Source organism: Elstera cyanobacteriorum (assembly GCF_002251735.1).
GTDB classification, from domain to species: domain Bacteria; phylum Pseudomonadota; class Alphaproteobacteria; order Elsterales; family Elsteraceae; genus Elstera; species Elstera cyanobacteriorum.
In genome coordinates, this window is sequence record NZ_NOXS01000029.1 from 89,897 (window position 1) to 112,155 (window position 22,259).

General features: G+C 63.2%; 25 protein-coding genes and 1 riboswitch. Of the genes, 10 read left to right on the plus strand and 15 right to left on the minus strand.

Annotation, left to right across the window (positions count from 1 at the left end; all coding sequences use genetic code 11):
* Nucleotides 1–230: 230 nt before the first annotated feature.
* From ureG to CHR90_RS05570, 14 genes are all read right to left on the minus strand, one after another.
* Nucleotides 231–860 (minus strand): urease accessory protein UreG, encoded by a 630-nt coding sequence (ureG, locus tag CHR90_RS05505; RefSeq protein ID WP_094407987.1) that lies wholly within the window; start codon nucleotides 858–860, stop codon nucleotides 231–233.
* Nucleotides 857–1,570, minus strand: coding sequence for an urease accessory protein UreF (locus tag CHR90_RS05510; RefSeq protein ID WP_170941300.1), 714 nt, complete (start codon nucleotides 1,568–1,570; stop codon nucleotides 857–859). The genes ureG and CHR90_RS05510 overlap by 4 nt, the downstream gene beginning before the upstream one ends.
* On the minus strand, nucleotides 1,548–2,072 hold the full coding sequence (locus CHR90_RS05515; protein WP_094407989.1) for an urease accessory protein UreE: 525 nt from the start codon (nucleotides 2,070–2,072) through the stop codon (nucleotides 1,548–1,550). Before CHR90_RS05515 ends, CHR90_RS05510 begins: the two co-directional genes overlap by 23 nt.
* Before the next feature lie 14 nt (nucleotides 2,073–2,086).
* Complete coding sequence (gene ureC, locus CHR90_RS05520; RefSeq protein ID WP_094407990.1) at nucleotides 2,087–4,144, minus strand: urease subunit alpha; 2,058 nt, start codon at nucleotides 4,142–4,144, stop codon at nucleotides 2,087–2,089.
* Between the two features lie 12 nt (nucleotides 4,145–4,156).
* The gene (locus CHR90_RS05525) at nucleotides 4,157–4,723 is read right to left on the minus strand and encodes a HupE/UreJ family protein (RefSeq protein ID WP_094407991.1); all 567 of its coding nucleotides are present in this window, start codon (nucleotides 4,721–4,723) and stop codon (nucleotides 4,157–4,159) included.
* Between the two features lie 14 nt (nucleotides 4,724–4,737).
* The gene (locus tag CHR90_RS05530; protein WP_094407992.1) at nucleotides 4,738–5,040 is read right to left on the minus strand and encodes an urease subunit gamma; all 303 of its coding nucleotides are present in this window, start codon (nucleotides 5,038–5,040) and stop codon (nucleotides 4,738–4,740) included.
* Between the two features lie 20 nt (nucleotides 5,041–5,060).
* A complete protein-coding gene (locus tag CHR90_RS05535; RefSeq protein WP_094407993.1) occupies nucleotides 5,061–5,909 on the minus strand; it encodes an urease accessory protein UreD in 849 nt (282 codons plus the stop codon).
* A complete protein-coding gene (gene urtE, locus CHR90_RS05540; protein WP_094407994.1) occupies nucleotides 5,884–6,579 on the minus strand; it encodes an urea ABC transporter ATP-binding subunit UrtE in 696 nt (231 codons plus the stop codon). The genes CHR90_RS05535 and urtE overlap by 26 nt, the downstream gene beginning before the upstream one ends.
* 9 nt (nucleotides 6,580–6,588) lie before the next feature.
* On the minus strand, nucleotides 6,589–7,347 hold the full coding sequence (urtD, locus tag CHR90_RS05545; protein ID WP_094407995.1) for an urea ABC transporter ATP-binding protein UrtD: 759 nt from the start codon (nucleotides 7,345–7,347) through the stop codon (nucleotides 6,589–6,591).
* A gap of 4 nt (nucleotides 7,348–7,351) precedes the next feature.
* Nucleotides 7,352–8,488 carry an urea ABC transporter permease subunit UrtC gene (gene urtC, locus CHR90_RS05550; protein ID WP_094407996.1) on the minus strand — a complete coding sequence of 379 codons (1,137 nt, stop codon included), beginning with the start codon at nucleotides 8,486–8,488 and terminating at the stop codon, nucleotides 7,352–7,354.
* Complete coding sequence (urtB, locus tag CHR90_RS05555; protein WP_094407997.1) at nucleotides 8,485–10,080, minus strand: urea ABC transporter permease subunit UrtB; 1,596 nt, start codon at nucleotides 10,078–10,080, stop codon at nucleotides 8,485–8,487. The genes urtC and urtB overlap by 4 nt, the downstream gene beginning before the upstream one ends.
* A gap of 75 nt (nucleotides 10,081–10,155) precedes the next feature.
* Nucleotides 10,156–11,448, minus strand: coding sequence for an urea ABC transporter substrate-binding protein (gene urtA / locus CHR90_RS05560; protein WP_094407998.1), 1,293 nt, complete (start codon nucleotides 11,446–11,448; stop codon nucleotides 10,156–10,158).
* 410 nt (nucleotides 11,449–11,858) lie between these two features.
* Complete coding sequence (locus CHR90_RS05565) at nucleotides 11,859–12,482, minus strand: TIGR02466 family protein (RefSeq protein ID WP_094407999.1); 624 nt, start codon at nucleotides 12,480–12,482, stop codon at nucleotides 11,859–11,861.
* A gap of 45 nt (nucleotides 12,483–12,527) precedes the next feature.
* Nucleotides 12,528–13,697: a hypothetical protein gene (locus tag CHR90_RS05570; RefSeq protein WP_094408000.1), complete on the minus strand. Its 1,170-nt coding sequence runs from the start codon at nucleotides 13,695–13,697 to the stop codon at nucleotides 12,528–12,530.
* Nucleotides 13,698–13,849: 152 nt separating this feature from the next.
* Between CHR90_RS05570 and CHR90_RS05575 the strand changes: the two genes are divergently transcribed.
* From CHR90_RS05575 to CHR90_RS05620, 10 genes are all read left to right on the plus strand, one after another.
* Nucleotides 13,850–14,098, plus strand: coding sequence for an AbrB/MazE/SpoVT family DNA-binding domain-containing protein (locus tag CHR90_RS05575; RefSeq protein WP_094408001.1), 249 nt, complete (start codon nucleotides 13,850–13,852; stop codon nucleotides 14,096–14,098).
* Nucleotides 14,095–14,502 (plus strand): type II toxin-antitoxin system VapC family toxin, encoded by a 408-nt coding sequence (locus CHR90_RS05580; RefSeq protein ID WP_094408002.1) that lies wholly within the window; start codon nucleotides 14,095–14,097, stop codon nucleotides 14,500–14,502. The genes CHR90_RS05575 and CHR90_RS05580 overlap by 4 nt, the downstream gene beginning before the upstream one ends.
* A gap of 28 nt (nucleotides 14,503–14,530) precedes the next feature.
* A riboswitch (TPP riboswitch) is annotated at nucleotides 14,531–14,652 on the plus strand.
* Between the two features lie 86 nt (nucleotides 14,653–14,738).
* The gene (gene thiC, locus CHR90_RS05585) at nucleotides 14,739–16,508 is read left to right on the plus strand and encodes a phosphomethylpyrimidine synthase ThiC (protein ID WP_094408003.1); all 1,770 of its coding nucleotides are present in this window, start codon (nucleotides 14,739–14,741) and stop codon (nucleotides 16,506–16,508) included.
* Complete coding sequence (locus CHR90_RS05590; protein WP_094408004.1) at nucleotides 16,492–17,472, plus strand: FAD-dependent oxidoreductase; 981 nt, start codon at nucleotides 16,492–16,494, stop codon at nucleotides 17,470–17,472. The genes thiC and CHR90_RS05590 overlap by 17 nt, the downstream gene beginning before the upstream one ends.
* Nucleotides 17,463–17,675: a sulfur carrier protein ThiS gene (gene thiS / locus CHR90_RS05595; RefSeq protein WP_094408005.1), complete on the plus strand. Its 213-nt coding sequence runs from the start codon at nucleotides 17,463–17,465 to the stop codon at nucleotides 17,673–17,675. Before CHR90_RS05590 ends, thiS begins: the two co-directional genes overlap by 10 nt.
* Nucleotide 17,676: 1 nt before the next feature.
* Entirely contained in the window at nucleotides 17,677–18,447 is a 771-nt protein-coding gene (locus CHR90_RS05600) for a thiazole synthase (RefSeq protein ID WP_094408006.1), read from the plus strand.
* A gap of 11 nt (nucleotides 18,448–18,458) precedes the next feature.
* Entirely contained in the window at nucleotides 18,459–19,052 is a 594-nt protein-coding gene (locus tag CHR90_RS05605) for a thiamine phosphate synthase (RefSeq protein ID WP_094408007.1), read from the plus strand.
* A complete protein-coding gene (locus tag CHR90_RS05610; RefSeq protein ID WP_094408008.1) occupies nucleotides 19,049–20,008 on the plus strand; it encodes a HesA/MoeB/ThiF family protein in 960 nt (319 codons plus the stop codon). Before CHR90_RS05605 ends, CHR90_RS05610 begins: the two co-directional genes overlap by 4 nt.
* Nucleotides 20,005–20,754: a hydroxymethylpyrimidine/phosphomethylpyrimidine kinase gene (locus CHR90_RS05615; protein WP_094408009.1), complete on the plus strand. Its 750-nt coding sequence runs from the start codon at nucleotides 20,005–20,007 to the stop codon at nucleotides 20,752–20,754. The genes CHR90_RS05610 and CHR90_RS05615 overlap by 4 nt, the downstream gene beginning before the upstream one ends.
* Nucleotides 20,751–21,473, plus strand: a complete 723-nt coding sequence (locus CHR90_RS05620; RefSeq protein ID WP_094408010.1) for an ABC transporter ATP-binding protein — start codon at nucleotides 20,751–20,753, stop codon at nucleotides 21,471–21,473. Before CHR90_RS05615 ends, CHR90_RS05620 begins: the two co-directional genes overlap by 4 nt.
* Here CHR90_RS05620 and CHR90_RS05625 read toward each other — a convergent pair.
* Nucleotides 21,458–22,129 (minus strand): HD-GYP domain-containing protein, encoded by a 672-nt coding sequence (locus CHR90_RS05625; protein ID WP_094408011.1) that lies wholly within the window; start codon nucleotides 22,127–22,129, stop codon nucleotides 21,458–21,460. The two genes, CHR90_RS05620 and CHR90_RS05625, sit on opposite strands and share 16 nt — an antisense overlap.
* Between the last annotated feature and the right edge of the window lie 130 nt (nucleotides 22,130–22,259).

The window sequence follows — 22,259 nt, forward strand, 5'->3', positions numbered from 1 at the left end:
TATTTTGATGAGCGATAATCCTCTTTATAGGAGAAATTTCCATGATCAATCTTTAGCTTCAATCCTGCGGTAAATGTTCTGAAGAAGAAAAAAGTTCCAACAAAAAATATTGGCAACAATGATAAATTTGGATTGTGTTTATAGAAATATAATAACCATCCCTGTGAGGCAAGGATCGTAATTAAAAATAAATATTTCTTGTTCATTTTAAACATGTTGTTTTTATAAATTTACCGCAGCCCCCCGAGCGTCTCAATATGCTCAACGATCGCCTCGATCCCCTTGCCATGCCGCACGGCGGTGAAGACGAAGGGACGGGGGCCGCGCGCCTTGCGGGCATCTTCTTCCATCCGGTCCAGCCGGGCGCCGGTATAGGGTGCAAGGTCGGTCTTGTTGATGACCAGCAGGTCTGACCGGGTAATGCCCGGCCCGCCCTTGCGCGGGATATCGTCGCCCTGGGCCACGTCGATCACATAAATCGTTAGATCGGCCAGATCGGGGGAAAAGGTCGCCGCCAGATTATCGCCGCCCGATTCGATCAAGATCACTTCCAACGCCGGAAAGCGGGCGCGCATATCGGCAATGGCGGCGAGGTTGATCGAGCAATCCTCGCGGATGGCGGTATGCGGGCAGCCGCCGGTTTCGACCCCCATCACCCGGTCGGCGGGCAGGGCCTGAAGGCGGATCAGCGCATCGGCGTCCTCCCGCGTGTAAATATCATTGGTGATCGCCGCCATATCATAACGGTCGCGCAACGCCCGGCACAGGGCGGCGGTCAGCGAGGTTTTGCCGCTGCCGACCGGCCCACCGATACCAACGCGCAGGGGGCCATGCGGCGAGGGGAATTTTAGCGCGGTCATGAGCGGAACAACCTTGTATGTTGGGTTTCGTGGGCGAGGGAGGCGAAATCGGTCGCAAAACAGGCGCTGCCGAGATCTTCCAAGCATCCGGCGGTCGCATCCAGGGCCGCCGTCTTCAGTAGGGGCACCAGGGCGGCATGGATGCGTTGGGCGTCAAACTGGCCGATCACGCTAAGGCGGATGGCTGCCGAGGTCAAATTACCGCAGAACGCCAACGCATAGGCTTCCAGCGTCGGTAAAAGGCCAACGCTGCGATCGGCGGCGGCGGTGCCGATGCAAATTGGATAGGCGATGCGGTTCAACGCCCGCTGCGCCAGGAACGTAAGGTTCGGCACCTCCCAGGCGGCAAGACAGGTGGCGACGAAGCCCCGGCCCTGGGTGAGCGTTTCCATCTGCCGCTCGGCCCCTGGCTGCAGCGCAGCGGCGAGGTCGGCGGCGGCGGCCAAGCGCGCGCGATCCTGCGCCCGCGCCGCCCGCCAAGCTTCCGCCAGCAGCAGCAGATCGTTATGCAAAGAGCCGTATTGCGCGAGATCGGCGAGCCAAGTCAGCAGGCTGGCCTTGTCGGTAACCGCCCGATCCTCCACCAGCTTTTCTAGCCCATGGCTGAAGGCGAAGCCGCCCACCGGAAAAGCGGGCGACAGCCACAGGAAAAGCTCCGCCGGTAACGTGTCGGTCAGGCCCGCAGGCTCAATGGTCGTGGTGGTGTCCATGCCCGTGATCATGGTCGTGTTCGTGGGAATGGGAATGCCCGCCGTGACTATGGCCATGCTGAAGCGAGGTATGGCCGCCATAGGCCCCGCCTTCTGGCTCGAAGGGGCGAGAGACGTGGTGGACATGCCCGCCCAGACCCCGGATCATCTCCTCCAGCACATGATCGGGCTGAATGTAGATCGCGCTATCGGTCACTTCGGCGGCGATATGGCGGTTGCCGATGTGCCAGGCGATGCGGGCGAGCGCGCGCGGGCCGTGGGCGTGGATTTCCAAGAGTGGTTCGGCGGCGGCCTTGATGATAATCAGCCCGGCATCGCCCTGCACGGCGTCACCTTCCGCCAGATAGGTCGCTTCGGGCAGATCGAGCAGAAACTCCGCCCCGGCATCGGTTGCCAGCACCACCCGGCGGCGGTAGCGCTGTTCCCGGTCTAGGGTGATCATTGCCGTTGCTTCGGCGGGATCGAAAGCGCCGCGCCGCAGTACGTTGGTTGCCCGTTGCATATCCTGACTTGTCCTTAAAACAGAAAATACCGCTGCGCCATCGGCAGTTCCTGGGCGGGTTCGCAGACCAGAAGCTCGCCATCGGCGCGGACTTCGTAGGTTTCCGGGTCGATGGTAATGTCGGGCGTCGCGTCGTTCAGCACCATATCGGCCTTCGACAGCCCGCCGCGCACATTCTCAATCGCCTCCACCCGCTTTTTTAGGCCGAGGCGTGCCGCCACGCCATTCTCCAGCGCAGCTTTCGAGACGAAGGTGATGCAGCTTGCCGCCTTGGCTTTGCCGAAAGCGCCGAACATCGGGCGATAGTGAACGGGCTGCGGCGTCGGGATCGAGGCGTTGGGGTCGCCCATCGCCGCCGCCGCGATCATGCCACCCTTCAGGATCATATCGGGCTTAACGCCGAAGAAGGCGGGCGACCAGACGACGAGATCGGCGAGCTTGCCGATTTCGACCGAGCCGATGTGCTTATGCATCCCGTGGGAGCGGGCGGGGTTGATGGTATATTTGGCGATATAGCGCTTGGCGCGGAAATTATCGTTGCCGCTCTCAGCGTCCGGCCCTAGCGCGCCCCGTTGCAGCTTCATCTTATGGGCGGTTTGCCAAGTGCGCAGGATCACCTCGCCAATGCGGCCCATTGCCTGACTGTCCGATGACATCATGGCGAGCGCGCCCATATCGTGCAGAATATCTTCTGCTGCAATGGTTTCCTTGCGGATGCGGCTTTCGGCGAAGGCAAGATCTTCCGAAATGCTCGAATCCAGGTGATGGCAGACCATAAGCATATCGAGATGCTCATCGAGCGTATTCACCGTGAAGGGGCGGGTTGGGTTGGTGGAGGAGGGCAGCACGTTCGGCAGCCCGGCAACCCGCATAATATCCGGCGCATGGCCGCCCCCGGCGCCTTCGGTATGGAAGGCGTGGATGGTGCGGTTTTTGAAGGCGGCAATCGTATCTTCAACGAAGCCGCTTTCATTCAGCGTATCGGAATGGATCATCACCTGCACGTCGTAGCGGTCGGCCACGGCGAGGCAATTGTCGATGGCGGCGGGGGTCGTGCCCCAATCTTCGTGGAGTTTCAGGGCGCAGGCCCCGGCGAGGATCTGTTCCTCCAACGCTTCTGGCAAAGCCGCATTGCCCTTACCGGCGAAGGCGAGGTTCATGGGGAAACTATCGGCGGCCAGCAGCATCCGTTCGATATGCCAGGGGCCGGGGGTGCAGGTGGTGGCATTGGTCCCGGCGGCGGGGCCGGTGCCGCCGCCCAGCATGGTCGTAACGCCGGACATCAGTGCTTCTTCGATCTGCTGCGGGCAGATGTAGTGAATATGCGTGTCGATGCCCCCGGCCGTGATGATCTTGCCTTCCCCGGCGATCACCTCCGTCCCAGGACCGATGATAATGGTGACATCTGGCTGAATGTCCGGGTTCCCGGCTTTGCCAATCGCGGCGATCAACCCGTCTTTCAGGCCGATATCGGCCTTGATGATGCCGGTAACCGCATCGAAAATCAGCGCATTGGTAATGACCGTATCGACGGCCCCGTCAGCGCGCGTCGCTTGCGACTGGCCCATACCGTCGCGGATCACCTTGCCGCCGCCGAATTTCACTTCCTCGCCATAAGTCGTGTAATCGGCCTCCACCTCGATGATCAGCCCGGTATCGGCGAGGCGGACCTTATCGCCCTTGGTCGGTCCGAACATATCGGCATAGGCGGAGCGGGACATCCGCGTCGGCCCGTTGCGGGGCGAGGGGCCTGGGGACACGGCGGGCGGCAAAGCGCCCATTGTCGCCTGACGAAAGCCATAGATTTTCCGCGCGCCGCTGACGGCAACCAGATTGACGGTCCGCGACTGGCCCGGCTCGAAGCGAACCGCCGTTCCCGCCGCAATATCCAGCCGGTAGCCCTGCGCCGCCGCCCGGTCGAAAACCAGGGCCGCGTTGGTTTCGGCGAAATGATAGTGGCTACCGACCTGCACCGGGCGGTCACCGCTGTTGGCGACCGTTAGGGTGATACTGTCGCGGCCTTTATTGAGTTCAAGCTCGCCGTCTTGCGGCAGGATTTCGCCGGGGATCATACCGTCAGCTCCTTAGCCTGCAACCGCGAGGGCAACGCCCGCCGCTGCCGCTGCCGCGCCCGAGAGGCGGGTGACGATCAGATGCTTCTGCTTCAGGCCGAAGGCGATGCCCGCCAGATGAAGCGCCGCCGTCGAGATCGCAAAACCGATGCCGAAGCTGAGGGTGGCGGCATCGCCCACCTCGCCACCGTGGGCATGGCCGTGAAACAGCGCGAAAACGCCAACCAGCGCCGCGCCCAAAGCAGTGGGCATCTTGGCCGCAAACGCGGTCAGCAGCCCAAGGACGATGACCGAAGCAAGGATGCCCGGCTCGACGAACGGCAGAGCGACGCCATTCAGCGCCAACGCAAAGCCGACCGCCATGCAGCCGACAAAGGCCAGGGGCATCGCCCAGAGCGCCCGCCCGCCGATCACCGAGGACCAGAGACCGACCGTGATCATCGCCAGCAAATGATCGAGGCCCGTCAGCGGATGGCTGAGGCCCGCCGCGAGCGAGCCGTGGGCAATCGGATCGAGATGGGCGAAGGCGGGGGTGGCGGCGGTCAGGGCGGCCAAGAAGGCGAGGATGCTGCGGTTCATTCTAGGGGCCTCCCTTAACGGATCGGTTGGTGGACGGTCACAAGCTTCGTGCCGTCGGGAAAAGTCGCTTCCACCTGAACGTCGTGGATCATCTCGGCGATGCCGTCCATCACCTGATCGCGGCGCAACACCTGGGCGCCCGCGCTCATCAGATCGGCAACGCTGCGCCCGTCGCGCGCGCCTTCGACGACGAAATCGGTGATCAGGGCAATCGCTTCCGGGTGATTGAGCTTCACGCCCCGCTCGAGACGGCGGCGGGCGACCATCGCGGCCATGGCGATCAGCAGCTTATCTTTTTCACGCGGGGTTAGGTTCATCGGGCAGACTCGTGCATTTTTCAGAGACTCCAAACGCGGGGCAGCGGGCGGCCCATCAGCAACGGGGCGACGGCGGCGAAACCCTGGGCCAGCGGCTCCAACCGATCAGCCAGCCCGCGCACGATCAGCATATCATCCCAAGCGCTGGCGGCGATACGGCAGGCGGCCCCCGCCAGCCGGTCGCGCACGAGGCCGAGCAGGTCCAGCGCATCGGGCCGCACGGCCAGCAGGACGCCGACCACCCGCGCGCCGCCGCCAATGCCGGGGCGCTGCAATTGGGCATCAATATCGCCCTCGATCCGCACTGTATCGGCATAGATTAACCGGTCGCCACGAAACACGCGCCACACATCGCGCAGGCTGCCCTTGGCCATCCGCTCGCCCGACGCGGTGCGCCCGAACACCAGCATTTCCCCAGCGAGGAAATGCGCGTCCGGCGCCAGATCGACGTGCAGGCGGCGGGTCAGGCGGGCGCCGTCGAATAGGATGGTTCCTTGCGGCAGCCACGCGAGATTGGCCCCGGCGCCGACACGCAGGCGGGTATCGACGCGGGTTTCACTTAGATCGGCGGCGCGATAGACGCGCTCCGCCGATTGGGTGGTGATCAGCCCCCGGCTGCCAGCTTCAGCGCTGACGTGCAGGGTGATCTGATCGCCGCCGACCATGCCGCCGCCCGTATTGATGACGACGCCTTCGAACCCGTGGTCGGAGCGCGGGCGCATCAGCCGATAGCCGCCGCTTTCGTGCAATTGCCCGATGGCGGTGCAGCGCGGCCCCTCGTTTAAACTGGCGCGCACCCCTCCGACGACGCGCACGCGCGCCAGGCCGGGGCGGGGCGATGGGTCAGACGGCAAGGTGGCGGCGAACATCCGTTTCGACCATCTCTGAACGGGTGCCCGCCAGCACCACCTGACCGCGATCCATCACGGCGTAAGTATCGGCCAAATCGCGGGCAAACTCGAAATATTGCTCCACCAACAGGATCGCCATATCGGTGGTTTCGCGCAAGAAGGATAGGGCCTTGCCGATATCCTTGATGATCGAGGGCTGAATCCCCTCGGTCGGCTCGTCCAGCACCAGTAGCTTCGGCCGCATCACCAGGGCGCGACCGATGGCGAGCTGTTGCTGCTGCCCGCCCGACAAATCGCCGCCACGCCGCCCCAGCATCTCTTCCAACACCGGGAAGAGGGCGAAGACGCTATCGGGAATATAGCGCTCTTTGCGCGGCAGCCCGGCGAACCCGGTTTCAAGGTTCTCCTTCACCGTCAGCAGCGGGAAAATCTCGCGCCCCTGCGGGACGATGGCAACGCCTTGGCGCGCCCGGCGGTAGGGCGGCAGTTTTGCAATATCCTCGCCGTTCCACAGGATTTTCCCGCGCGAAATCCCCTGCTGGCCAACGATGGCGCGCAGCAGGCTGGTCTTACCAACGCCATTGCGCCCGAGCACGCAGGTAATCTTGCTGGGCGTCGCCGTAATGGAAACGTCGCGCAGCGCTTGGGCGGCACCATAGTGAAGATCGATATTCTCGACGTTGAGCATGGGGCGTTCCTACCGGCCGAGATAAACTTCGATAACGCGCTCGTTCGACGACACTTCGTCGATCGTGCCTTCCGCCAGCACCGCGCCTTCGTGCAGGCAGGTGACGGTTACACCAAGCATGCGGATAAAGTGCATATCATGCTCCACAACCACCACCGAGTGCGTCTGCGAAATATCGCGCAGCAGATGGGCGGTATCTTCCGTCTCTGCATCGGTCATCCCGGCGACGGGTTCATCGACCAGCAGCAGCTTCGGGTCTTGCGCCAGCAACATGCCGATTTCCAACCATTGCTTCTGCCCGTGGCTCAGCGCCCCCGCGATACGGTGGCGATGATCAATCAGGCGGATGCGCGTTAGGATCGCGGCGATATCGTCTTCGGTGATGCGGTTGCGCGCGCCGAACAGGGCCGATCCGGGGCTGCGGGCACCCTTGAGGGCGAGGCGCAGATTATCGGTCACGCTCAGGCTTTCGAACACGGTCGGCTTCTGGAACTTGCGCCCAATGCCAAGGTTGGCGATAGCGGCTTCGTCCATCTGGGTCAGATCGTGCCGCCCGCCGAACAGCACATCACCGGTATCGGGGCGGGTTTTGCCGGTGATGACGTCCATCATCGTCGTTTTGCCCGCGCCGTTGGGGCCGATGATGGCGCGCATTTCCCCCGGCGCGAGGTAAAGCGATAGGCCGCGCAGGGCTTTATAGCCGTCGAAGGAAACGGTGACGCCATCGACATACAGCAGGCTGGCGGAAACAGGAACGGTCACGCTCATCGGTCTACTCCGCCGCCGGGGCGGTTTCAGCCGCCGCTTTTGTCGTCTTGCGCTTTTCCCAAAAGGCCCTTGCCCCGCCCACCACACCCTTCGGCAAGAAGAGGGTGGTGGCGATGAAGAGGCCGCCCAGCATGAACAGCCAGTAGGGGGCCAGCGCGCCGGTGGTGAAGGTGGTTTTCAGGAAGTTGACGATCAGGGCGCCCAGTGCCGCGCCGATCAAGGTGCCGCGCCCGCCGACCGCGACCCATATGACAGCTTCGATGGAGTTGCCCGGCGCAAATTCCGACGGGTTGATAATTCCGACCTGCGGCACATACAGCGCCCCGGCCAGCCCGGCCATCGCGGCGGAAACGGTGAAGGCGACCAGTTTATAATGCTCCACCCGATAGCCGATAAACCGCGTGCGACTCTCGGCGTCGCGAATGGCGATCAGCACCTTCCCGAAGGTGGAGGTAACCAAGACCCGGCTGATCCAATAGCACAGCACGAGGCCCAGGGCGGTCAGGGCGAACAGCGTCATGCGCGTGCCGTCCGCCTGCAAATTGAAGCCCAGGATGTCCTTAAAGTCGGTCAGCCCATTATTGCCGCCAAAGCCCATATCGTTGCGGAAGAAGGCCAGCAGCAGGGCATAGGTCATCGCCTGGGTGATGATCGACAGGTAGACGCCGGTGACACGGGAGCGGAAGGCCAGCCAGCCGAAGACAAAGGCCAAAAGGCTCGGCACGACCAGCACCATCAGCAGCGCGAAGGGGAACATGTCGAACCCCTGCCAGAACCACGGCAGCTCCTTCCAATTCAGGAAGACCATGAAGTCCGGCAGGATCGGATTAGCATAAACCCCGCGCGGCCCGATCTGGCGCATCAGATACATGCCCATCGCGTAACCGCCGAGGGCGAAGAAGGCGCCGTGGCCGAGCGAAAGGATGCCGCAATAGCCCCAGACCAGATCGAGCGCCACCGCCAGCATGGCATAGCACAGGTATTTTCCCAGCAAGGATACCAGATGGGTCGGCACATGCAGGGCCGAGTCGGGCGGCAACAGTAGGTTGGAGGCGGGGATTAGCAAGGCGGCGGCCACCAGAATGGCAATGAAAACGCCGCTGCCCCGGTCGGAAATCGCGGAAAAGACGCCCGAGGTCATGCTTCGACACCCCGTCCCTTTTGCGGGAACAGCCCGCGCGGTTTTTTCTGAACGAAGAGGATGAGGCCGACGAGGATCAGGATTTTTCCCAAAACCGCCCCGGCGAAAGGTTCCAAAATCTTATTGGCGATGCCGAGCGACAGGGCGGACACCAGCGTGCCCCAGAGATTGCCGACGCCGCCGAAGACCACGACCATGAAACTATCGATGATGTAGCTTTGCCCCAGGTTGGGCGACACATTGTCGATCTGCGATAGCGCGACGCCCGCCACCCCGGCGATGCCGGAGCCTAAGGCAAAGGTCAGCGCGTCGATGTAATTGGTGCGGATGCCCATATTGGCGGCCATGCGGCGGTTCTGCGTCACCGCGCGGATTTGCAAACCGAAGCTGGTGTAGCGCAGGGCGCCCAGCAGGGCGAGGAAGGCCAGGAAGGCGAAAACGATGATCCACAACCGCCCGAGGGTGATCGACAAGCCGCCGACTTCGATGAGGCCCGACATGAAGGCCGGGGCGCCCACCGCCTGATTGGTCGGCCCGAAATAGGTGCGCACCGCCTGCTGCAAAATCAGGCTGACGCCCCAAGTGGCCAGCAGGGTTTCCAGCGGGCGACCATAGAGGAAGCGAATGACGGTGCGTTCGATGATCAGACCGACCAGACCGGCGGTTAGGAAGGCCAGCGGCAGCGCGAAGACCAGCGAATAATCGAACAGGCCGGGAAAGCGCGCGCGGATCACTTCTTGCACCACGAAGGTCGTATAGGCGCCGATCATCACCATTTCGCCGTGGGCCATGTTAATAACGCCCATCACACCGAAGGTAATAGCCAGCCCAATGGCGGCGAGCAGTAGGACAGAGCCGAGCGATAGCCCGTACCAAGCGGTCTGCACGACCTCCCAGAGGGCGAGGCGGCTTTCGATCCCGCCGATGGCGGCTTTCGCAGCCTCAGCCACCGGGGCAGAAACGCTCGTGGGCAGCCCGCGCAGGGTGGCGAGCGCGTCCTGATTGCCAACCTCGCGGAGTGCCCCGATGGCGGCCAGCCGGTCGGCGTCCGAGGCGTCGGGTTTGGTGACAAAAATCGCAGCGCGGGCAGTTTCCAGCGTGCGCAGAATGGCGCGGTCCTTTTCCTGCTTGATCGCCGTTTCCAGTGCGGGCAGGGCCGTTGCATCCTTGGAGCGCAGGACGGCCAAAGCCGCCTCCTTGCGCTTTACCGGATCGCTGCTGAGAATGCCGAGGTTGCCGAGCGCCCCTTGCACGACATTGCGCACCCGGTTGTTGAGCCGCACGGCGCTGCCGCCGGTGGGTTCGGCGGCGAGGGCGGCACCGGTGCGGGCATCGATAAATTCGCCCGTCGGTTTCTTCACATAAATTTGCTTATCGGCGGTAAAAAATAACCGCCCGTCGGCCAGGGCTTCGATCACCAGGGCGGCATTCGGCGCGCCCGAGGTGGCGATTTCCGAAATAGCCGTGGTTGTCTCGCCGAAACTATCCTGCGCCAGGCGCTGAAGGCCGGTTTCGAAGGCATCCTGCGCCAGACCGGGCAGGGCGCCCAGACAAAGGCCGACGACGAGGAGCGCGCGCAGAAATCTGGTCATGCTCTATCCACAAACAAATGAAGGGGCGGGAAAGGGGCCGGAAAACCCGGCCCCGCCCGTCGTATCCGCGAAGGTTTAGCCGCCGCAGCTATTGGTCTTGGTGTTGAAGTTGCCGCACTTCTTGCCGACCCAATCGGCTTCGAGGTCTTTCGACCCATCAAGGAAGTCCGACCAAGCGTCGCCCGGAACGAGATCCTTCGTCTGCCACACAACGTCGAACTGACCATCGGCGCGGATTTCGCCGATCATCACCGGCTTGGTGATGTGATGGTTCGGCAGCATCTTCGACACGCCGCCCGTCAGATTGGGCGCTTCGATGCCCGGCAGGGCGGCGATGACGGCTTCGGGATCGAAGGACTTCGCCTTTTCGACCGCCTTCACCCACATATTGAAGCCGATGTAATGGGCTTCCATCGGGTCGTTGGTCACGCGCTTCGGGTTCTTCGTGAAGGCCTGCCACTTAGCGATAAAGTCGCTATTGGCGGGGGCTTTCACCGACTGGAAGTAGTTCCAGGCGGCGAGATGGCCGACGAGGTTCTTAGTATCGACGCCGGCCAGCTCTTCTTCCCCGACCGAGAAAGCGACGACCGGAATATCGGTTGCCTTGATGCCCGCGTTCGCCAGTTCCTTATAGAAGGGCACATTGGCGTCGCCGTTGATGGTGGAGACCACGGCGGTCTTCTTACCGGCGGAGCCGAACTTCTTAATATCGGCAACGATGGTCTGCCAATCGGAATGCCCGAACGGCGTATAGTTGATCATGATGTCGTCTTTGGCGACACCCTTGGCCAGCAGATACGCTTCGAGAATCTTATTCGTGGTGCGCGGATACACATAGTCCGTGCCCGCGAGCACCCAACGCTTCACATCGCCGCCGTCTTTGCTCATCAGATAATCGACGGCCGGGATGGCCTGCTGGTTCGGGGCCGCGCCGGTGTAGAAGACGTTCTTTTCGCTTTCTTCCCCTTCATATTGCACGGGGTAGAACAGAATATTATTGAGTTCCTTGAAAACCGGCAAAACCGACTTGCGCGACACCGAGGTCCAGCAGCCGAACACGGCGGAAACTTTTTGCTGGGTGATCAGTTCGCGGGCCTTTTCGGCGAACAGCGGCCAGTTGGAGGCCGGATCGACGACGACCGCTTCCAGCTTCTTGCCCAGCACGCCGCCCTTTTTGTTCTGCTCGTCAATGAGCATCAGCATGGCATCCTTCAGCGTGGTTTCGCTGATGGCCATCGTGCCGGAGAGCGAGTGGAGGATGCCGATCTTGATCGTATCGGACGATTGCGCAAGCGCGCTCAAGCCCGAAAAGCTCGACAGTGCCGCAACCGTGGCCGCCCCCAGAATCGCCCGTCTCGTAAACTTCATCACAGCCTCCTCGTTGGTTTTCGTTGGCTGGGATGCGGATTTGCAAGGGGCAGGCCAACTTTTGCCACACGGGGCTGGGCGGGGGGCTTTGTAGGGGATTTTGCGTAATTTCCTTACGGAATGCGGCGATATGATGGTTGGTTCGGTCAGCTGCCGTCAGTTCTCACCGTCCCCTGTATGCAATGTGATGATTTTTTAGGCGGCATAAGGCGGCTGCTGCTAAAATAATCAGCCTCAGAAATATAGGGTTTATATACGAAAACTTTTCCTTGGCACTGGGCGCAAGCGACGGGGTTCGAAGATCGGGAAAGGCGGAGGTTTTTCGGGCCGGACCATAAAGTGATTTAGCAGGTCAATCCCATAGGGGGCTGACCTGTCGTGAAATTTCAGACGGATCAGAAAAAATCCGGTCAGCGCCAAGCGTAGTTGAAGCTGATCGACACGCGCTCCGCCTCCGCCCGATTTAGCGGCACCGCATGGTGCATCCAGCTTTCCCACAGCAGGACCGAGCCGGGGGCAGGCGCGACGGGAACGAAAGCCTGCTGGTCGCGGCTGGCCTTTTTTTTCTTCGGTGGCGCGGCCATCATGCGCGGCAGGCGCGGGTCTTCGAAGGTAATGGCGCCCGCGCCATCGGGGACCGAGACGTAATAGGTGCCGCTCAGAACACTGCCGGGATGGATATGACCGCTATGGAAGCCGCCCGGCTCCAGCACGTTGATCCACAGCGAATCCAGCACCAGCTTCCGGTCGCCCAAATCCCAGTCGAGCAGCTTGGCGAAAGCCTTGGCATGTTTATCGAGTTGCTTCACCAGCGCCTTCATCGCGGGGAAGCGCCATCCGAGATCATCAAGCGAGGCATAGGATGTATAGCCGGGATAGCCGTTTTCTTCCGACCAGATTTGCCCCGCCTCGTCATCCTCGGCAGCGGCAAGGCAGGCGGCGAGAAGCTCGTCGTTCAACCCCGCGCCCAACAGTTCGGCGCGGTAGAGTTTGGTGACGAAGAGGGTTTCGACGGTCGGATCGGGCGTGCTCATAGGGCGGGATATAGCGGCCCGCCCCGCCCGGTGCAATGCGCCAGATCAATAGGCGGCAAACCCGAGCTTGCCGCATTGCTGATCGAAGAGATAGGCGGAGGAATAGAGCAGCCGCCGCCCGGTGTTCATGAAGCCGCTGGTGGACGTTGACCCCGCCCAGACGGCCACGGTCTGCTGTGGGGTAGGGGCGGCGTTAGTCTGTACGGCGGTCTGGGTATAAGTCAGCAAAGTCTGCTGGTCCTGACCCGAGGCGGTGAAGGTCATAGGCCAACCGGGGGTGAGGATGGTGCGGTTCGCCCCATCATAGGGACCGGCGCTCGGCGTGGTCGATCCCGCCGGACGTTGGCTGGCGTTGAATGACAGGAACATAAAGTCGATGCCGGTATCCATCAGCATGCCGCCACAGAGTTTGACACTGGGCGTCCCCCCGGGCGCGGCCACGGTAGCGCAGGCGTTCGGTTGCAGCCATTCCGTGCCCGGCATCTTGGTATTCGGCTGAAGCTGCACGGTTTTGAACGGTTTGACGTTTTCCGCCGTCAGGCCGAGGGTGACGCCCGCTTTCGAAATAATATAGCCGGGGTGAAGGGTCTTGCCCGTTGGCGCGGCGAGATTCAGGAAGGGGTTCAGGGCAGACGACCGCCCGCCGCGGTCGAACCCGACGCCCATCATGGCGATGCTATCGGGGGCGGCCTGGCATTGGGTCAGGCTGCTGCGCGTCGAGCCTTGCGTTGGCGGTGTACCGTTGTAGCTAGAGCAACGCGCGGGATTAGGGGCAGCCTGATTGGTCGGTGCGGTTTGGCTAACACCGCAGGTGCAACTAACGGCGAGCACGTCGATGGGATTGGTCTGCACCGATCCGCCGCCTTCGGTTTGGAACACCACCGGCGTCTTTACATATTTGCCGCCGAAGAATTTATTGGAACTATTGTAGAGGATATGGCCGTCTTGGGTGGCTTTGGCAAAGGCAGCGGCAGATACTTTGCTACTGCTGACCACGACCCCGGTCGAACCGGTATCGATGACGACATTCGCACTCTCCCCGCCCGGAATGGACAGGGACGTCATGTAGAAGTTATCCGGCACGGCGCCGCCGGTTAGCGTCAACTGGAAAGACGCTGCGGTGTCGGGGATGGGGGTACAGCTTTGCGCGATGACCGCGCCGCCGGTTCCGACCGTCAGGAAAAGACATAAAGTCCAAAGAGGGAGATAGCGCATCGAATTCTCTCGGAAAAATGATGACGGATAAGATGGTAGCAATCCTTGGTGGTTGTATCTAGGCAAGATGCGGCCATCGCCGTGGGAGGCTTGCGGGCAGACAGGGCAAAGATCATAGTAAGGAAAATATTGCCTTACATGGAGGTAAGGAAATGCGGGTCGAACTGACCGTCACGGGGAAAGGGCAGGTGACGCTGAAAAAGGCGATCCTTGATCATCTTGGCGTTAAGCCCGGCGACCGGCTGAATATCGTCCTGAAGCCTGATGGGCGGGTTGAACTCAAGGGGGGCGGCCCTCGTCGAAGCCTTGGTAGTCTTTATGGCGCCCTCTCGCGGGAAGGGGTGGAACCGGTATCGCTCGAAGCGATGCAGGCGGCCATCGAGGATATGGCCACGCGATGAAAGTGGCGGCCGATACCAATGTTCTTGTGCGGTTCCTAACCCGGGACGATCCCGTGCAATCCGGCCGCGCAGCAGCGGTGCTGACCGAGGCGGCGGGCCTCTTCATCCCAATTCTTGTGCTGTGCGAGACGGTTTGGGTTCTTCGCCAAAGCTACAAGCTGCCGACGGTGGAAATCTTACGGGCCTTGCGCGACCTGATCGATAGCGCGGGCGTTGAGGTCGACCATCCGGCGGCGGAGGCGGGGTTAAGGATGCTCGCGGCGGGCGGTGATTTCGCCGATGGCGTCATCCTGCATGAAGCCCAGCGGGCGAAGGCGGATAAGCTCGTGACCTTCGATAGCGGTTTTGCCGCGCGTGGTGGGGGTTTTGTTCAAGATTTGAAACTCCCCCCATCCCCGGCTTGACGCCCCCGGTCGAAGCGTGTCATCTGGTCCTCGTTTCGAGGGGAGTCCCGCTAAGGGGCTGAGAGGCTTTTAGGTATCAAATACCAGCAAAGCGACCCTTAGAACCTGATCCGGTTCATACCGGCGAAGGGACCGAACGCTCGGCGTGCTATTCACCTGTATCGGGATTTGCTGCCGTCCCCCGTGTCATCCCCGCCGTACCGGGTCTGTCTCTGATCTTTATCGGGAGAGGCTCGATGCAGGAATTTAAAGTCACCACTGGGGCGCTGCCTGCGTCCGAAAAAACCTATGTTACCGGTTCGCGCGCCGATATTCGGGCGCCGCTGCGGCTTATCCACCTCCACCCATCAGCGGGGGAGCCGCCCTTTCCGGTCTATGATACCTCCGGCCCCTATAGCGATCCCACGGTGACCATCGACATTCGAAAGGGCCTGCCGCGCCCGCGCACCGCCTGGGTGGAGGCGCAGGGGGATACGGAAGCCTATGAGAGCGCCCTTGCCGCTGCCCTGCGCGCCCAAGGCTCTGCCAAGCCTTTCCCGGTGGTTCATACCCCACGCCGCGCCAAGGCCGGGAAAGCCGTGACCCAGATGGCCTATGCCCGCGCCGGGATCATCACCCCAGAAATGGAAGTGGCGGCGTTGCGCGAGAATATGGGCCGCAAGCAGGCGAAAGAAGCCTTAGCGCGCGACGGCGAACCCTTCGGCGCAGAGATCCCAGATTTCATCACGCCGGAATTTGTGCGGAAGGAAATCGCCGAAGGCCGCGCCATTTTGCCCGCCAATATCAATCACCCGGAGCTTGAGCCGATGGTGATCGGGCGGAATTTCTTGACCAAGATCAACGCCAATATCGGCAATTCCGCCGTCACCTCCAGCATGGCGGAGGAAGTGGATAAGCTGGTTTGGGCGATCCGCTGGGGCGCCGATACGGTGATGGACCTTTCGACGGGCCGCAATATCCACAATATCCGCGAATGGGTGGTGCGGAACTCCCCGGTCCCCATCGGCACCGTGCCGATTTATCAGGCCTTGGAAAAAGTAAACGGGGTTGCCGAGGATCTGACCTGGGAGATTTTCCGCGATACACTGATCGAACAGGCCGAACAGGGCGTCGATTACTTCACCATCCACGCGGGCGTGCGGCTGGCCTATATCCCGCTGACGGCAGACCGGGTGACAGGCATCGTCTCGCGCGGCGGCTCGATCATCGCCAAATGGTGCCTGGCGCATCACAAGGAAAATTTCCTCTACACGCATTTCGATGAGATTTGCGACATCTGCCGCGCCTATGACGTTAGCTTCTCCCTGGGCGATGGCCTGCGCCCCGGTTCCACCGCCGACGCCAATGACGCCGCGCAGTTTGCCGAGTTGGAAACCCTGGGCGAGCTGACCAAGATCGCCTGGGCCAAGGACTGCCAAGTGATGATCGAAGGCCCCGGCCATGTGCCGATGCATAAGATCAAGGCGAATATGGACAAGCAGTTGGCCGTTTGCGGCGGGGCGCCCTTCTATACCCTCGGGCCACTGACGACCGATATTGCGCCGGGCTATGATCACCTGACCTCGGCCATCGGCGCGGCGATGATCGGTTGGTTCGGTACCGCCTTGCTGTGCTACGTCACGCCGAAGGAGCATTTGGGCCTGCCGGATCGTAACGACGTAAAGGTGGGCGTCATCTCCTACAAGATCGCCGCCCATGCCGCCGATCTCGCCAAGGGGCATCCGGCGGCGCGGTTGCGTGATGATGCTTTGTCCCGCGCGCGCTTTGAATTCCGGTGGGAGGATCAGTTCAATCTGGCGCTCGACCCAGAAACCGCGCGGGATTTCCACGATCAAACCCTGCCGAAGGAAGCCCATAAGCTCGCGCATTTCTGCTCCATGTGCGGGCCGAAATTCTGCTCTATGCGCATCTCGCAGGAAATTCGCGACGAAGCGCGGACGGCGGGGATGGCCGAAATGTCGGAGAAATACCGCGAGGCGGGGGATCTCTATGTCCCAGCGGAGTAACCCGCGCGTCCGCGTGCTGGGGGCGGGCGTCTTCGGTCTGGCCTGCGCGGCGGAGCTTGCGGCGCGCGGGGCAGCGGTAGAAGTGTGGGACCGGGCGGAAGCGCTCGGTCTTGCCACCTGTTCCTATCTTGCGGGCGGGATGCTCGCCCCGGGGTGCGAAGCGGAAAGCGCACCACCTGCCGTGGTAGCGGCGGCGGCGGGCGGGGCTGATTGGTGGGAGGCGCAGGGGGTGCAGGTAATCCGGCGCGGCTCTCTCGTCCTCGCCGCGCCGCGTGATCAGGGGGAGTTGCCGCGCTTCCTGCGTCAATCGGTCGGGGGGCAGCGGGTGGCGGGGGCGGCGCTGGCGGCCTTGGAACCGGCGTTGGCGGAAAAGCATACCCAAGGGATTTTCTATCCCGACGAAGCCCATCTCGACCCGCGCGCTGCGCTGGCCTCTCTGGCCGAAAAGCTAAGCGTTCAGTGGGGGCGGGCGGGGCGAACGGATGATCTTGCTGGGGTCGATCTGCTGATCGACGCACGCGGCATTGCGGCGCGCCCAGAGATCGCCACCCTGCGCGCCGTGCGGGGGGAGATGATCTTGCTGCACTGCCCCGAGGTTACGATCACCCGCCCGATCCGCCTGATCCACCCGCGCCATCCCTGTTACCTCGTGCCGCGCGGCGGCGGGGCCTATATGCTCGGCGCGACGATGGTGGAGAGCGATGACCGCAAGCCGGTCACGGTCAAAGCGGCGCTCGATCTTCTCGCGGCGCTCTGGGCGGTGCATCCGGGGTTTGCCGAGGCGGAGATTTTGGAAACCGCCGCCCATATCCGCCCGGCCTACCCGGACAATATCCCGGCCGTCCGCCGCGACGGGCGGGTGATCCGGGTAAACGGCGCCTATCGTCACGGCTTCTTGCTGGCCCATCATCTGGCTCGGCAGGTGGCCGATCTGGCTCTGCAGGAGGCTGCGCAATGCGCGTGACAGTGAATGGTGAGGTGGGCGATTGGCCCGTCGAAACGCTCGGCCAGTTGGTGGCGGAATTCCTGGCCCGCACGGGTAGCGATCCCGACGCGACCGTTGCCACCGCCTGGAACCGCCTATTCGTTGGGAAGCGCCAGCGCCCGGCACTGCTGTTGAGTGAGGGCGACGAGGTGGAAATTCTCGTGCCGATGCAAGGGGGGTGACATGCGCCTCTATGATCAGACCTTTGCCAGCCGTTTGATGCTGGGGACCGCGCTTTATCCGTCGCCGCAGGTGATGGCGGACGCGACCCGGGCGGCCCGGCCTGCGCTGCTGACCGTTTCCTTGCGCCGCGAAGGGGCGGGCGGCGGCGGTTTCTGGCCGCTGCTGCAAGCGCTTTGCACCGAAACCGGCGCGCGGCTGCTGCCCAATACCGCTGGGTGCCATACGGCGCGGGAAGCGATCACCACGGGGCAGATGGCGCGCGAGGTTTTCGAGACGGAGTGGATCAAGCTCGAAGTGATCGCCGACCCCGAAACCCTGCAACCCGATCCGTTCGGGCTGGTGGAGGCGGCGCGGGTCTTGAGCGAGGACGGGTTTAAGGTTCTGCCCTATTGCACCGAAGATCTGGCAGTGGCTGAAAAACTACTGGCGGCGGGCTGCAAAGTGCTGATGCCTTGGGGTGCCCCCATCGGGTCGGCGCGTGGTCTCAATAATGTCTATGGGCTGCGGGTGTTGCGGGCGCGCTTTCCCGAGATTCCGCTGATCGTCGATGCGGGCCTTGGGGTGCCGTCCCACGCGGCCCAGGCGCTCGAACTCGGCTATGACGGCGTGCTGCTGAATACGGCGGTGGCAAGGGCCGATGATCCCGTCACAATGGCGCGGGCCTTTGCGATGGCGGTTGATGCCGGGCGGCTTGCGTATGAGGCTGGGCCGATGGCGGCGCGGGATATGGCCGCCCCCTCCACCCCCACGGTTGGTTTGGCCGCCCTTTAGAAAGAAAACCGATGCTCGATCGCTTCTATCCCATCGTCGATAAAACCGACTGGCTGACCGACTTGCTGCCGAGCGGCTACCGCTTTGTGCAACTGCGCATCAAGAACCAGCCGGAGGATTACGTGCGCCCCGAAATTGGCCGCGCGGTCAGTTTCTGCGCAGCCCACGGCATCACGCTGGTGGTGAATGATTACTGGCGCCTTGCCATCGACTTCAGAAGCCCGTGGGTCCATCTCGGTCAGGAAGATTTAGTCGAAGCCGATCTTCCCGCCCTTTGCCGCGCGGGCATCAAGATCGGTATCAGCACCCATAGCGAGGAAGAGTTGGAAACCGCCCTGGCTGCGCAGCCCGACTATGTGGCGCTAGGGCCGATCTATCCCACCAAGCTAAAGCAGATGCCCTGGGCGCCCCAAGGCATCGGGCGGATAGCTGCCTGGAAGCGACGCATCGGCGCTCTGCCGTTGGTCGCTATCGGCGGCATGACCTTGGAGCGGGCGGAGGCGGCCTATGCCGCCGGGGCCGATGCGGTGGCGGTCGTGTCGGATGTGCTGCAAGCGCCCAATCCTGAAGAGCGGGCGCGCGACTGGGTGAGGGCGACGCGATGACCGACGCGCGCTATAGCCGCCAAACGGCGGTTCCCCAAGTGGGAGATGACGGTCAGGCTAAACTGTCGGCGGCCCGGGTGCTGGTCGTCGGTGTCGGCGGCCTTGGGTGCCCGGCGCTGCTCTATTTGGCTGGGGCGGGGGTTGGCACCTTACGGATGGTCGATGCCGACCGGGTTTCCCTCAGCAATCTCCATCGCCAGACGCTGTTCGCCGAAGCCGATATCGGGCGCCGCAAGGTCGAGGCGGCAGCCGACCGGCTGCGGGCACTGAACCCCAGCCTGATTTATGAACCGCAGGCGGTGACGCTGACCGATGCCCGCGCCGATGCCCTGGTGGCGGGGTGCGATGTGGTGCTGGACGCTGCCGACAGTTATCTGGTTTCCTGCGCTTTGTCGGACGCCTGCGAGCGGGCGGGGGTGCCCCTGGTCTCGGCGTCGATCTTGGGCATGGACGGCAGCATTGGCACTTTCTGCCACCGGGCGCCGGGGTATCGCGCCGTTTTCCCGGATTTTCCCGCCCCGGCGTCTTGCGCGTCGGCGGGGGTGCTTGGTCCGGCGGTCGGGATGTTCGGCGCATGGATGGCGCAACTGGCGCTGCATCTCCTGATCGACTATCCACCCGACCCGCGCGGGCGGATATGGCGGGCCGATCTGGGGCAGGGGCGCTTTGTGCCCATCGATTTTCTGAACGCCTCTGAGGACGATCTGCCGCCGCGTCCGCTATTGCTGGCGTTGGAGGATATTCAGCCGGGCGATACGGTCGTCGATCTGCGGTCTCCGGTGGAGCGGGCGGCACTGCCCTGTCCGGGGGCGCTGACGGCGGTGCCGGAGGTTGTGCCGGGGCGGCTCGTCCTCGCCTGTGCCTCCGGGCGGCGGGCGCTGGCGGCGGCGGAGCCGCTGTTCGACGCCAACTCGGACTGGGCTATCGCCATTCTGGCACTCGGGGTGCCCGCATGAAGGCGGTTCTGGTGATCGGCGGAACCGATTCGAGTGGCGGGGCCGGGTTAGTGCAGGACGGGCGCGTGCTGGATGCCTTTGGCTGCGCCGCCCGGTTGGTCGTGACCGCCGTAACGGCCCAGGGGCGCGGCGGGGTGACGGCGGTGCAGGCGATGCCGCGCGATATTGTGCTGGCCCAGATCGCAGCGGTGGCGAGCCTCGGGCCGGTTGCCGCCATTAAAATCGGGCTGATCCCCGACACGGCGACGGGGGCGCTGCTTGCCGAAGCGCTACCCCGCCTTTGGCCGCAGGCGCCGATCATTCTCGATCCGGTCTTAAGCGCCAGTGCGGGCGGGGCGCTGCGCGGCGGGGCCGATTTCGGGGCGCTTTGGTCGCTTGCCGCCCTGGTCACCCCGAATTTACCGGAAGCGGCGGCGCTGCTGGCGGCGCCGGAAGCGCCGAACCGCCGGGCGATGACCGCGCACGCTAAGGCGCTGCGCGCGCGCGGGGCGAAGGCCGTGCTGCTGAAAGGCGGGCATCTGTTGGGCGAGAGTGCCGCCGATCTGCTGCTGACGGAGGGTAGCGGGCGCTGGTTCAGCGGGCCGCGCCTGCCGGGCCAGCGCCGGGGGACGGGCTGTGCCTTGGCAACGGCGATTGCCGCCGGGCTGGCGCAGGGCCGGGATCTGCCCGGGGCGATTGTGGCCGCACGGCGCTGGCTGCGCACCACCTGGCCAAAAGCAGCGGTCCCGGCGGGGCTGGCCGCATGACCGGTGCCCCGATGCTGCTCTCGGTTAACGGTCTTGCCGCAGGCTATGGCGCCGGGCGGGTGCTGGATGGAGTGGATTTTGCGCTTGCCCCCGGCCAGACGCTCGCCGTTCTGGGACGGAACGGCGCGGGCAAAACGACACTGCTGAAAAGCCTGCTCGGGTTAACCCAGCTACAGGCGGGGCACCTCCTGTTCGCGGGGCAGGATATGACCCGTTGGCCGCCTGAACGGCGGGCAATCGCGGGAGTTGGCTGGGTTCCGCAGGAACGGGCGATTTTCCGCTCGTTGACCGTTTTCGAAAACCTTGCCGCCGTCGCCCGGCCCGGCGCTTGGACCCCGGCACGGGTTCTGGAGCTATTTCCCAAGCTCGCGGTCCTGCGTCACCATAAAGGCGATCAGCTTTCGGGGGGGGAGCAGCAGATGCTGGCCCTCGGGCGGGCCTTGACCCTCAATCCGCGCCTGCTGCTGCTCGACGAACCGACCGAAGGGCTGGCCCCGGTGATCGTCGAGGAGGTGATGGCAGCCTTGCGACGGATCTTTACCGAGGAGGGGATGGCTGGAATCATCGTGGACCAGCATGCCCAACGCATCTTACGTCTGACCGATACGGCACTTGTGTTGGAGCGCGGACGGATCGCCTTCAGCGGCCCGAGCACGGCTCTTTCCGCCGACCCATTGTGGATGGAACGCCTGCTGGGCGTCGGTCAGGCGGCCTCGTAAAGCGCCTCGATCTCCGAGCTGTGCTGCACGAAGAGCCTCAGCAGATGCGGGTCGAAATGCTCGGGCTTCGTCCGTCCGTCGCCCTTTGTCATGATGGTCATGGTGTGGGCGTGATCGAAGCTCGATTTGTAAGCCCGCGGCGTGCGCAGCGCGTCGTACACATCGCAAAGGGCGACAATGCGCGCTTCTTCGGGCACGGCACCGCCCGCCAGCCCATCGGGATAACCGCTGCCGTCATAAGTTTCATGGTGGTGGCGGGCAACGAGCGTGGCAATGCCGAACCCTTCGCCGCCAAAGGCCACCAGCATCTCCGCTCCCAGGGGGCCGTGATCGCGCACATGGGCTTTATCGGCATCGGTTAAGGGGCCGGTCTTCCCGAGAATAGCCGCGTCCAGCCTCAGCTTGCCGATATCGTGCAGCACGGCGGCTTCGGCCAGTTTCGCCAGCCAACCGCTATCGGTTCGTCCGGCCAACCGCCCGACAAGATGGGCGAGGGCGCCGAGGCGGCTCGAATGGTGGCGCAACTCGCGGTCGGTCGCCAAACTGTCTTCGATCTGGCGCCATAGGGCCGGGGGCAGCGCCTGGAAGACCCGGTTGCCGAAACAGGCCGATGGCCCTAGGGCGGTTTCCGTCGCCCACGGCAAGTGATGCGCCATATGATGTCCCTCCCCCCAGAGGCTGCGAGAGCGGCCATAAGCGTTTTGGGTGCAAAATCGCTTATTTCTGCTCGCTTTGGGGGATACTGTCAGGAATTGCAGGGATTTGGCTATATAAAATGCTTATGCC

What these genes read in the sequence shown, in the direction of transcription:
- urtA (WP_094407998.1), bottom strand. Translation starts at nt 11,448, where the DNA reads ATGAAGTTTACGAGACGGGCGATTCTGGGGGCGGCCACGGTTGCGGCA.
- CHR90_RS05615 (WP_094408009.1), top strand. Translation starts at nt 20,005, where the DNA reads ATGAAGGCGGTTCTGGTGATCGGCGGAACCGATTCGAGTGGCGGGGCC.
- thiS (WP_094408005.1), top strand. Translation starts at nt 17,463, where the DNA reads ATGCGCGTGACAGTGAATGGTGAGGTGGGCGATTGGCCCGTCGAAACG.
- ureC (WP_094407990.1), bottom strand. Translation starts at nt 4,144, where the DNA reads ATGATCCCCGGCGAAATCCTGCCGCAAGACGGCGAGCTTGAACTCAAT.
- urtB (WP_094407997.1), bottom strand. Translation starts at nt 10,080, where the DNA reads ATGACCAGATTTCTGCGCGCGCTCCTCGTCGTCGGCCTTTGTCTGGGC.
- CHR90_RS05510 (WP_170941300.1), bottom strand. Translation starts at nt 1,570, where the DNA reads ATGGACACCACCACGACCATTGAGCCTGCGGGCCTGACCGACACGTTA.
- CHR90_RS05535 (WP_094407993.1), bottom strand. Translation starts at nt 5,909, where the DNA reads ATGTTCGCCGCCACCTTGCCGTCTGACCCATCGCCCCGCCCCGGCCTG.
- CHR90_RS05605 (WP_094408007.1), top strand. Translation starts at nt 18,459, where the DNA reads ATGCTCGATCGCTTCTATCCCATCGTCGATAAAACCGACTGGCTGACC.
- CHR90_RS05600 (WP_094408006.1), top strand. Translation starts at nt 17,677, where the DNA reads ATGCGCCTCTATGATCAGACCTTTGCCAGCCGTTTGATGCTGGGGACC.
- CHR90_RS05590 (WP_094408004.1), top strand. Translation starts at nt 16,492, where the DNA reads ATGTCCCAGCGGAGTAACCCGCGCGTCCGCGTGCTGGGGGCGGGCGTC.
- CHR90_RS05620 (WP_094408010.1), top strand. Translation starts at nt 20,751, where the DNA reads ATGACCGGTGCCCCGATGCTGCTCTCGGTTAACGGTCTTGCCGCAGGC.
- CHR90_RS05580 (WP_094408002.1), top strand. Translation starts at nt 14,095, where the DNA reads ATGAAAGTGGCGGCCGATACCAATGTTCTTGTGCGGTTCCTAACCCGG.
- CHR90_RS05530 (WP_094407992.1), bottom strand. Translation starts at nt 5,040, where the DNA reads ATGAACCTAACCCCGCGTGAAAAAGATAAGCTGCTGATCGCCATGGCC.
- urtD (WP_094407995.1), bottom strand. Translation starts at nt 7,347, where the DNA reads ATGAGCGTGACCGTTCCTGTTTCCGCCAGCCTGCTGTATGTCGATGGC.
- ureG (WP_094407987.1), bottom strand. Translation starts at nt 860, where the DNA reads ATGACCGCGCTAAAATTCCCCTCGCCGCATGGCCCCCTGCGCGTTGGT.
- CHR90_RS05565 (WP_094407999.1), bottom strand. Translation starts at nt 12,482, where the DNA reads ATGAGCACGCCCGATCCGACCGTCGAAACCCTCTTCGTCACCAAACTC.
- urtE (WP_094407994.1), bottom strand. Translation starts at nt 6,579, where the DNA reads ATGCTCAACGTCGAGAATATCGATCTTCACTATGGTGCCGCCCAAGCG.
- CHR90_RS05515 (WP_094407989.1), bottom strand. Translation starts at nt 2,072, where the DNA reads ATGCAACGGGCAACCAACGTACTGCGGCGCGGCGCTTTCGATCCCGCC.
- CHR90_RS05575 (WP_094408001.1), top strand. Translation starts at nt 13,850, where the DNA reads ATGCGGGTCGAACTGACCGTCACGGGGAAAGGGCAGGTGACGCTGAAA.
- CHR90_RS05525 (WP_094407991.1), bottom strand. Translation starts at nt 4,723, where the DNA reads ATGAACCGCAGCATCCTCGCCTTCTTGGCCGCCCTGACCGCCGCCACC.
- thiC (WP_094408003.1), top strand. Translation starts at nt 14,739, where the DNA reads ATGCAGGAATTTAAAGTCACCACTGGGGCGCTGCCTGCGTCCGAAAAA.
- CHR90_RS05625 (WP_094408011.1), bottom strand. Translation starts at nt 22,129, where the DNA reads ATGGCGCATCACTTGCCGTGGGCGACGGAAACCGCCCTAGGGCCATCG.
- CHR90_RS05570 (WP_094408000.1), bottom strand. Translation starts at nt 13,697, where the DNA reads ATGCGCTATCTCCCTCTTTGGACTTTATGTCTTTTCCTGACGGTCGGA.
- CHR90_RS05610 (WP_094408008.1), top strand. Translation starts at nt 19,049, where the DNA reads ATGACCGACGCGCGCTATAGCCGCCAAACGGCGGTTCCCCAAGTGGGA.
- urtC (WP_094407996.1), bottom strand. Translation starts at nt 8,488, where the DNA reads ATGACCTCGGGCGTCTTTTCCGCGATTTCCGACCGGGGCAGCGGCGTT.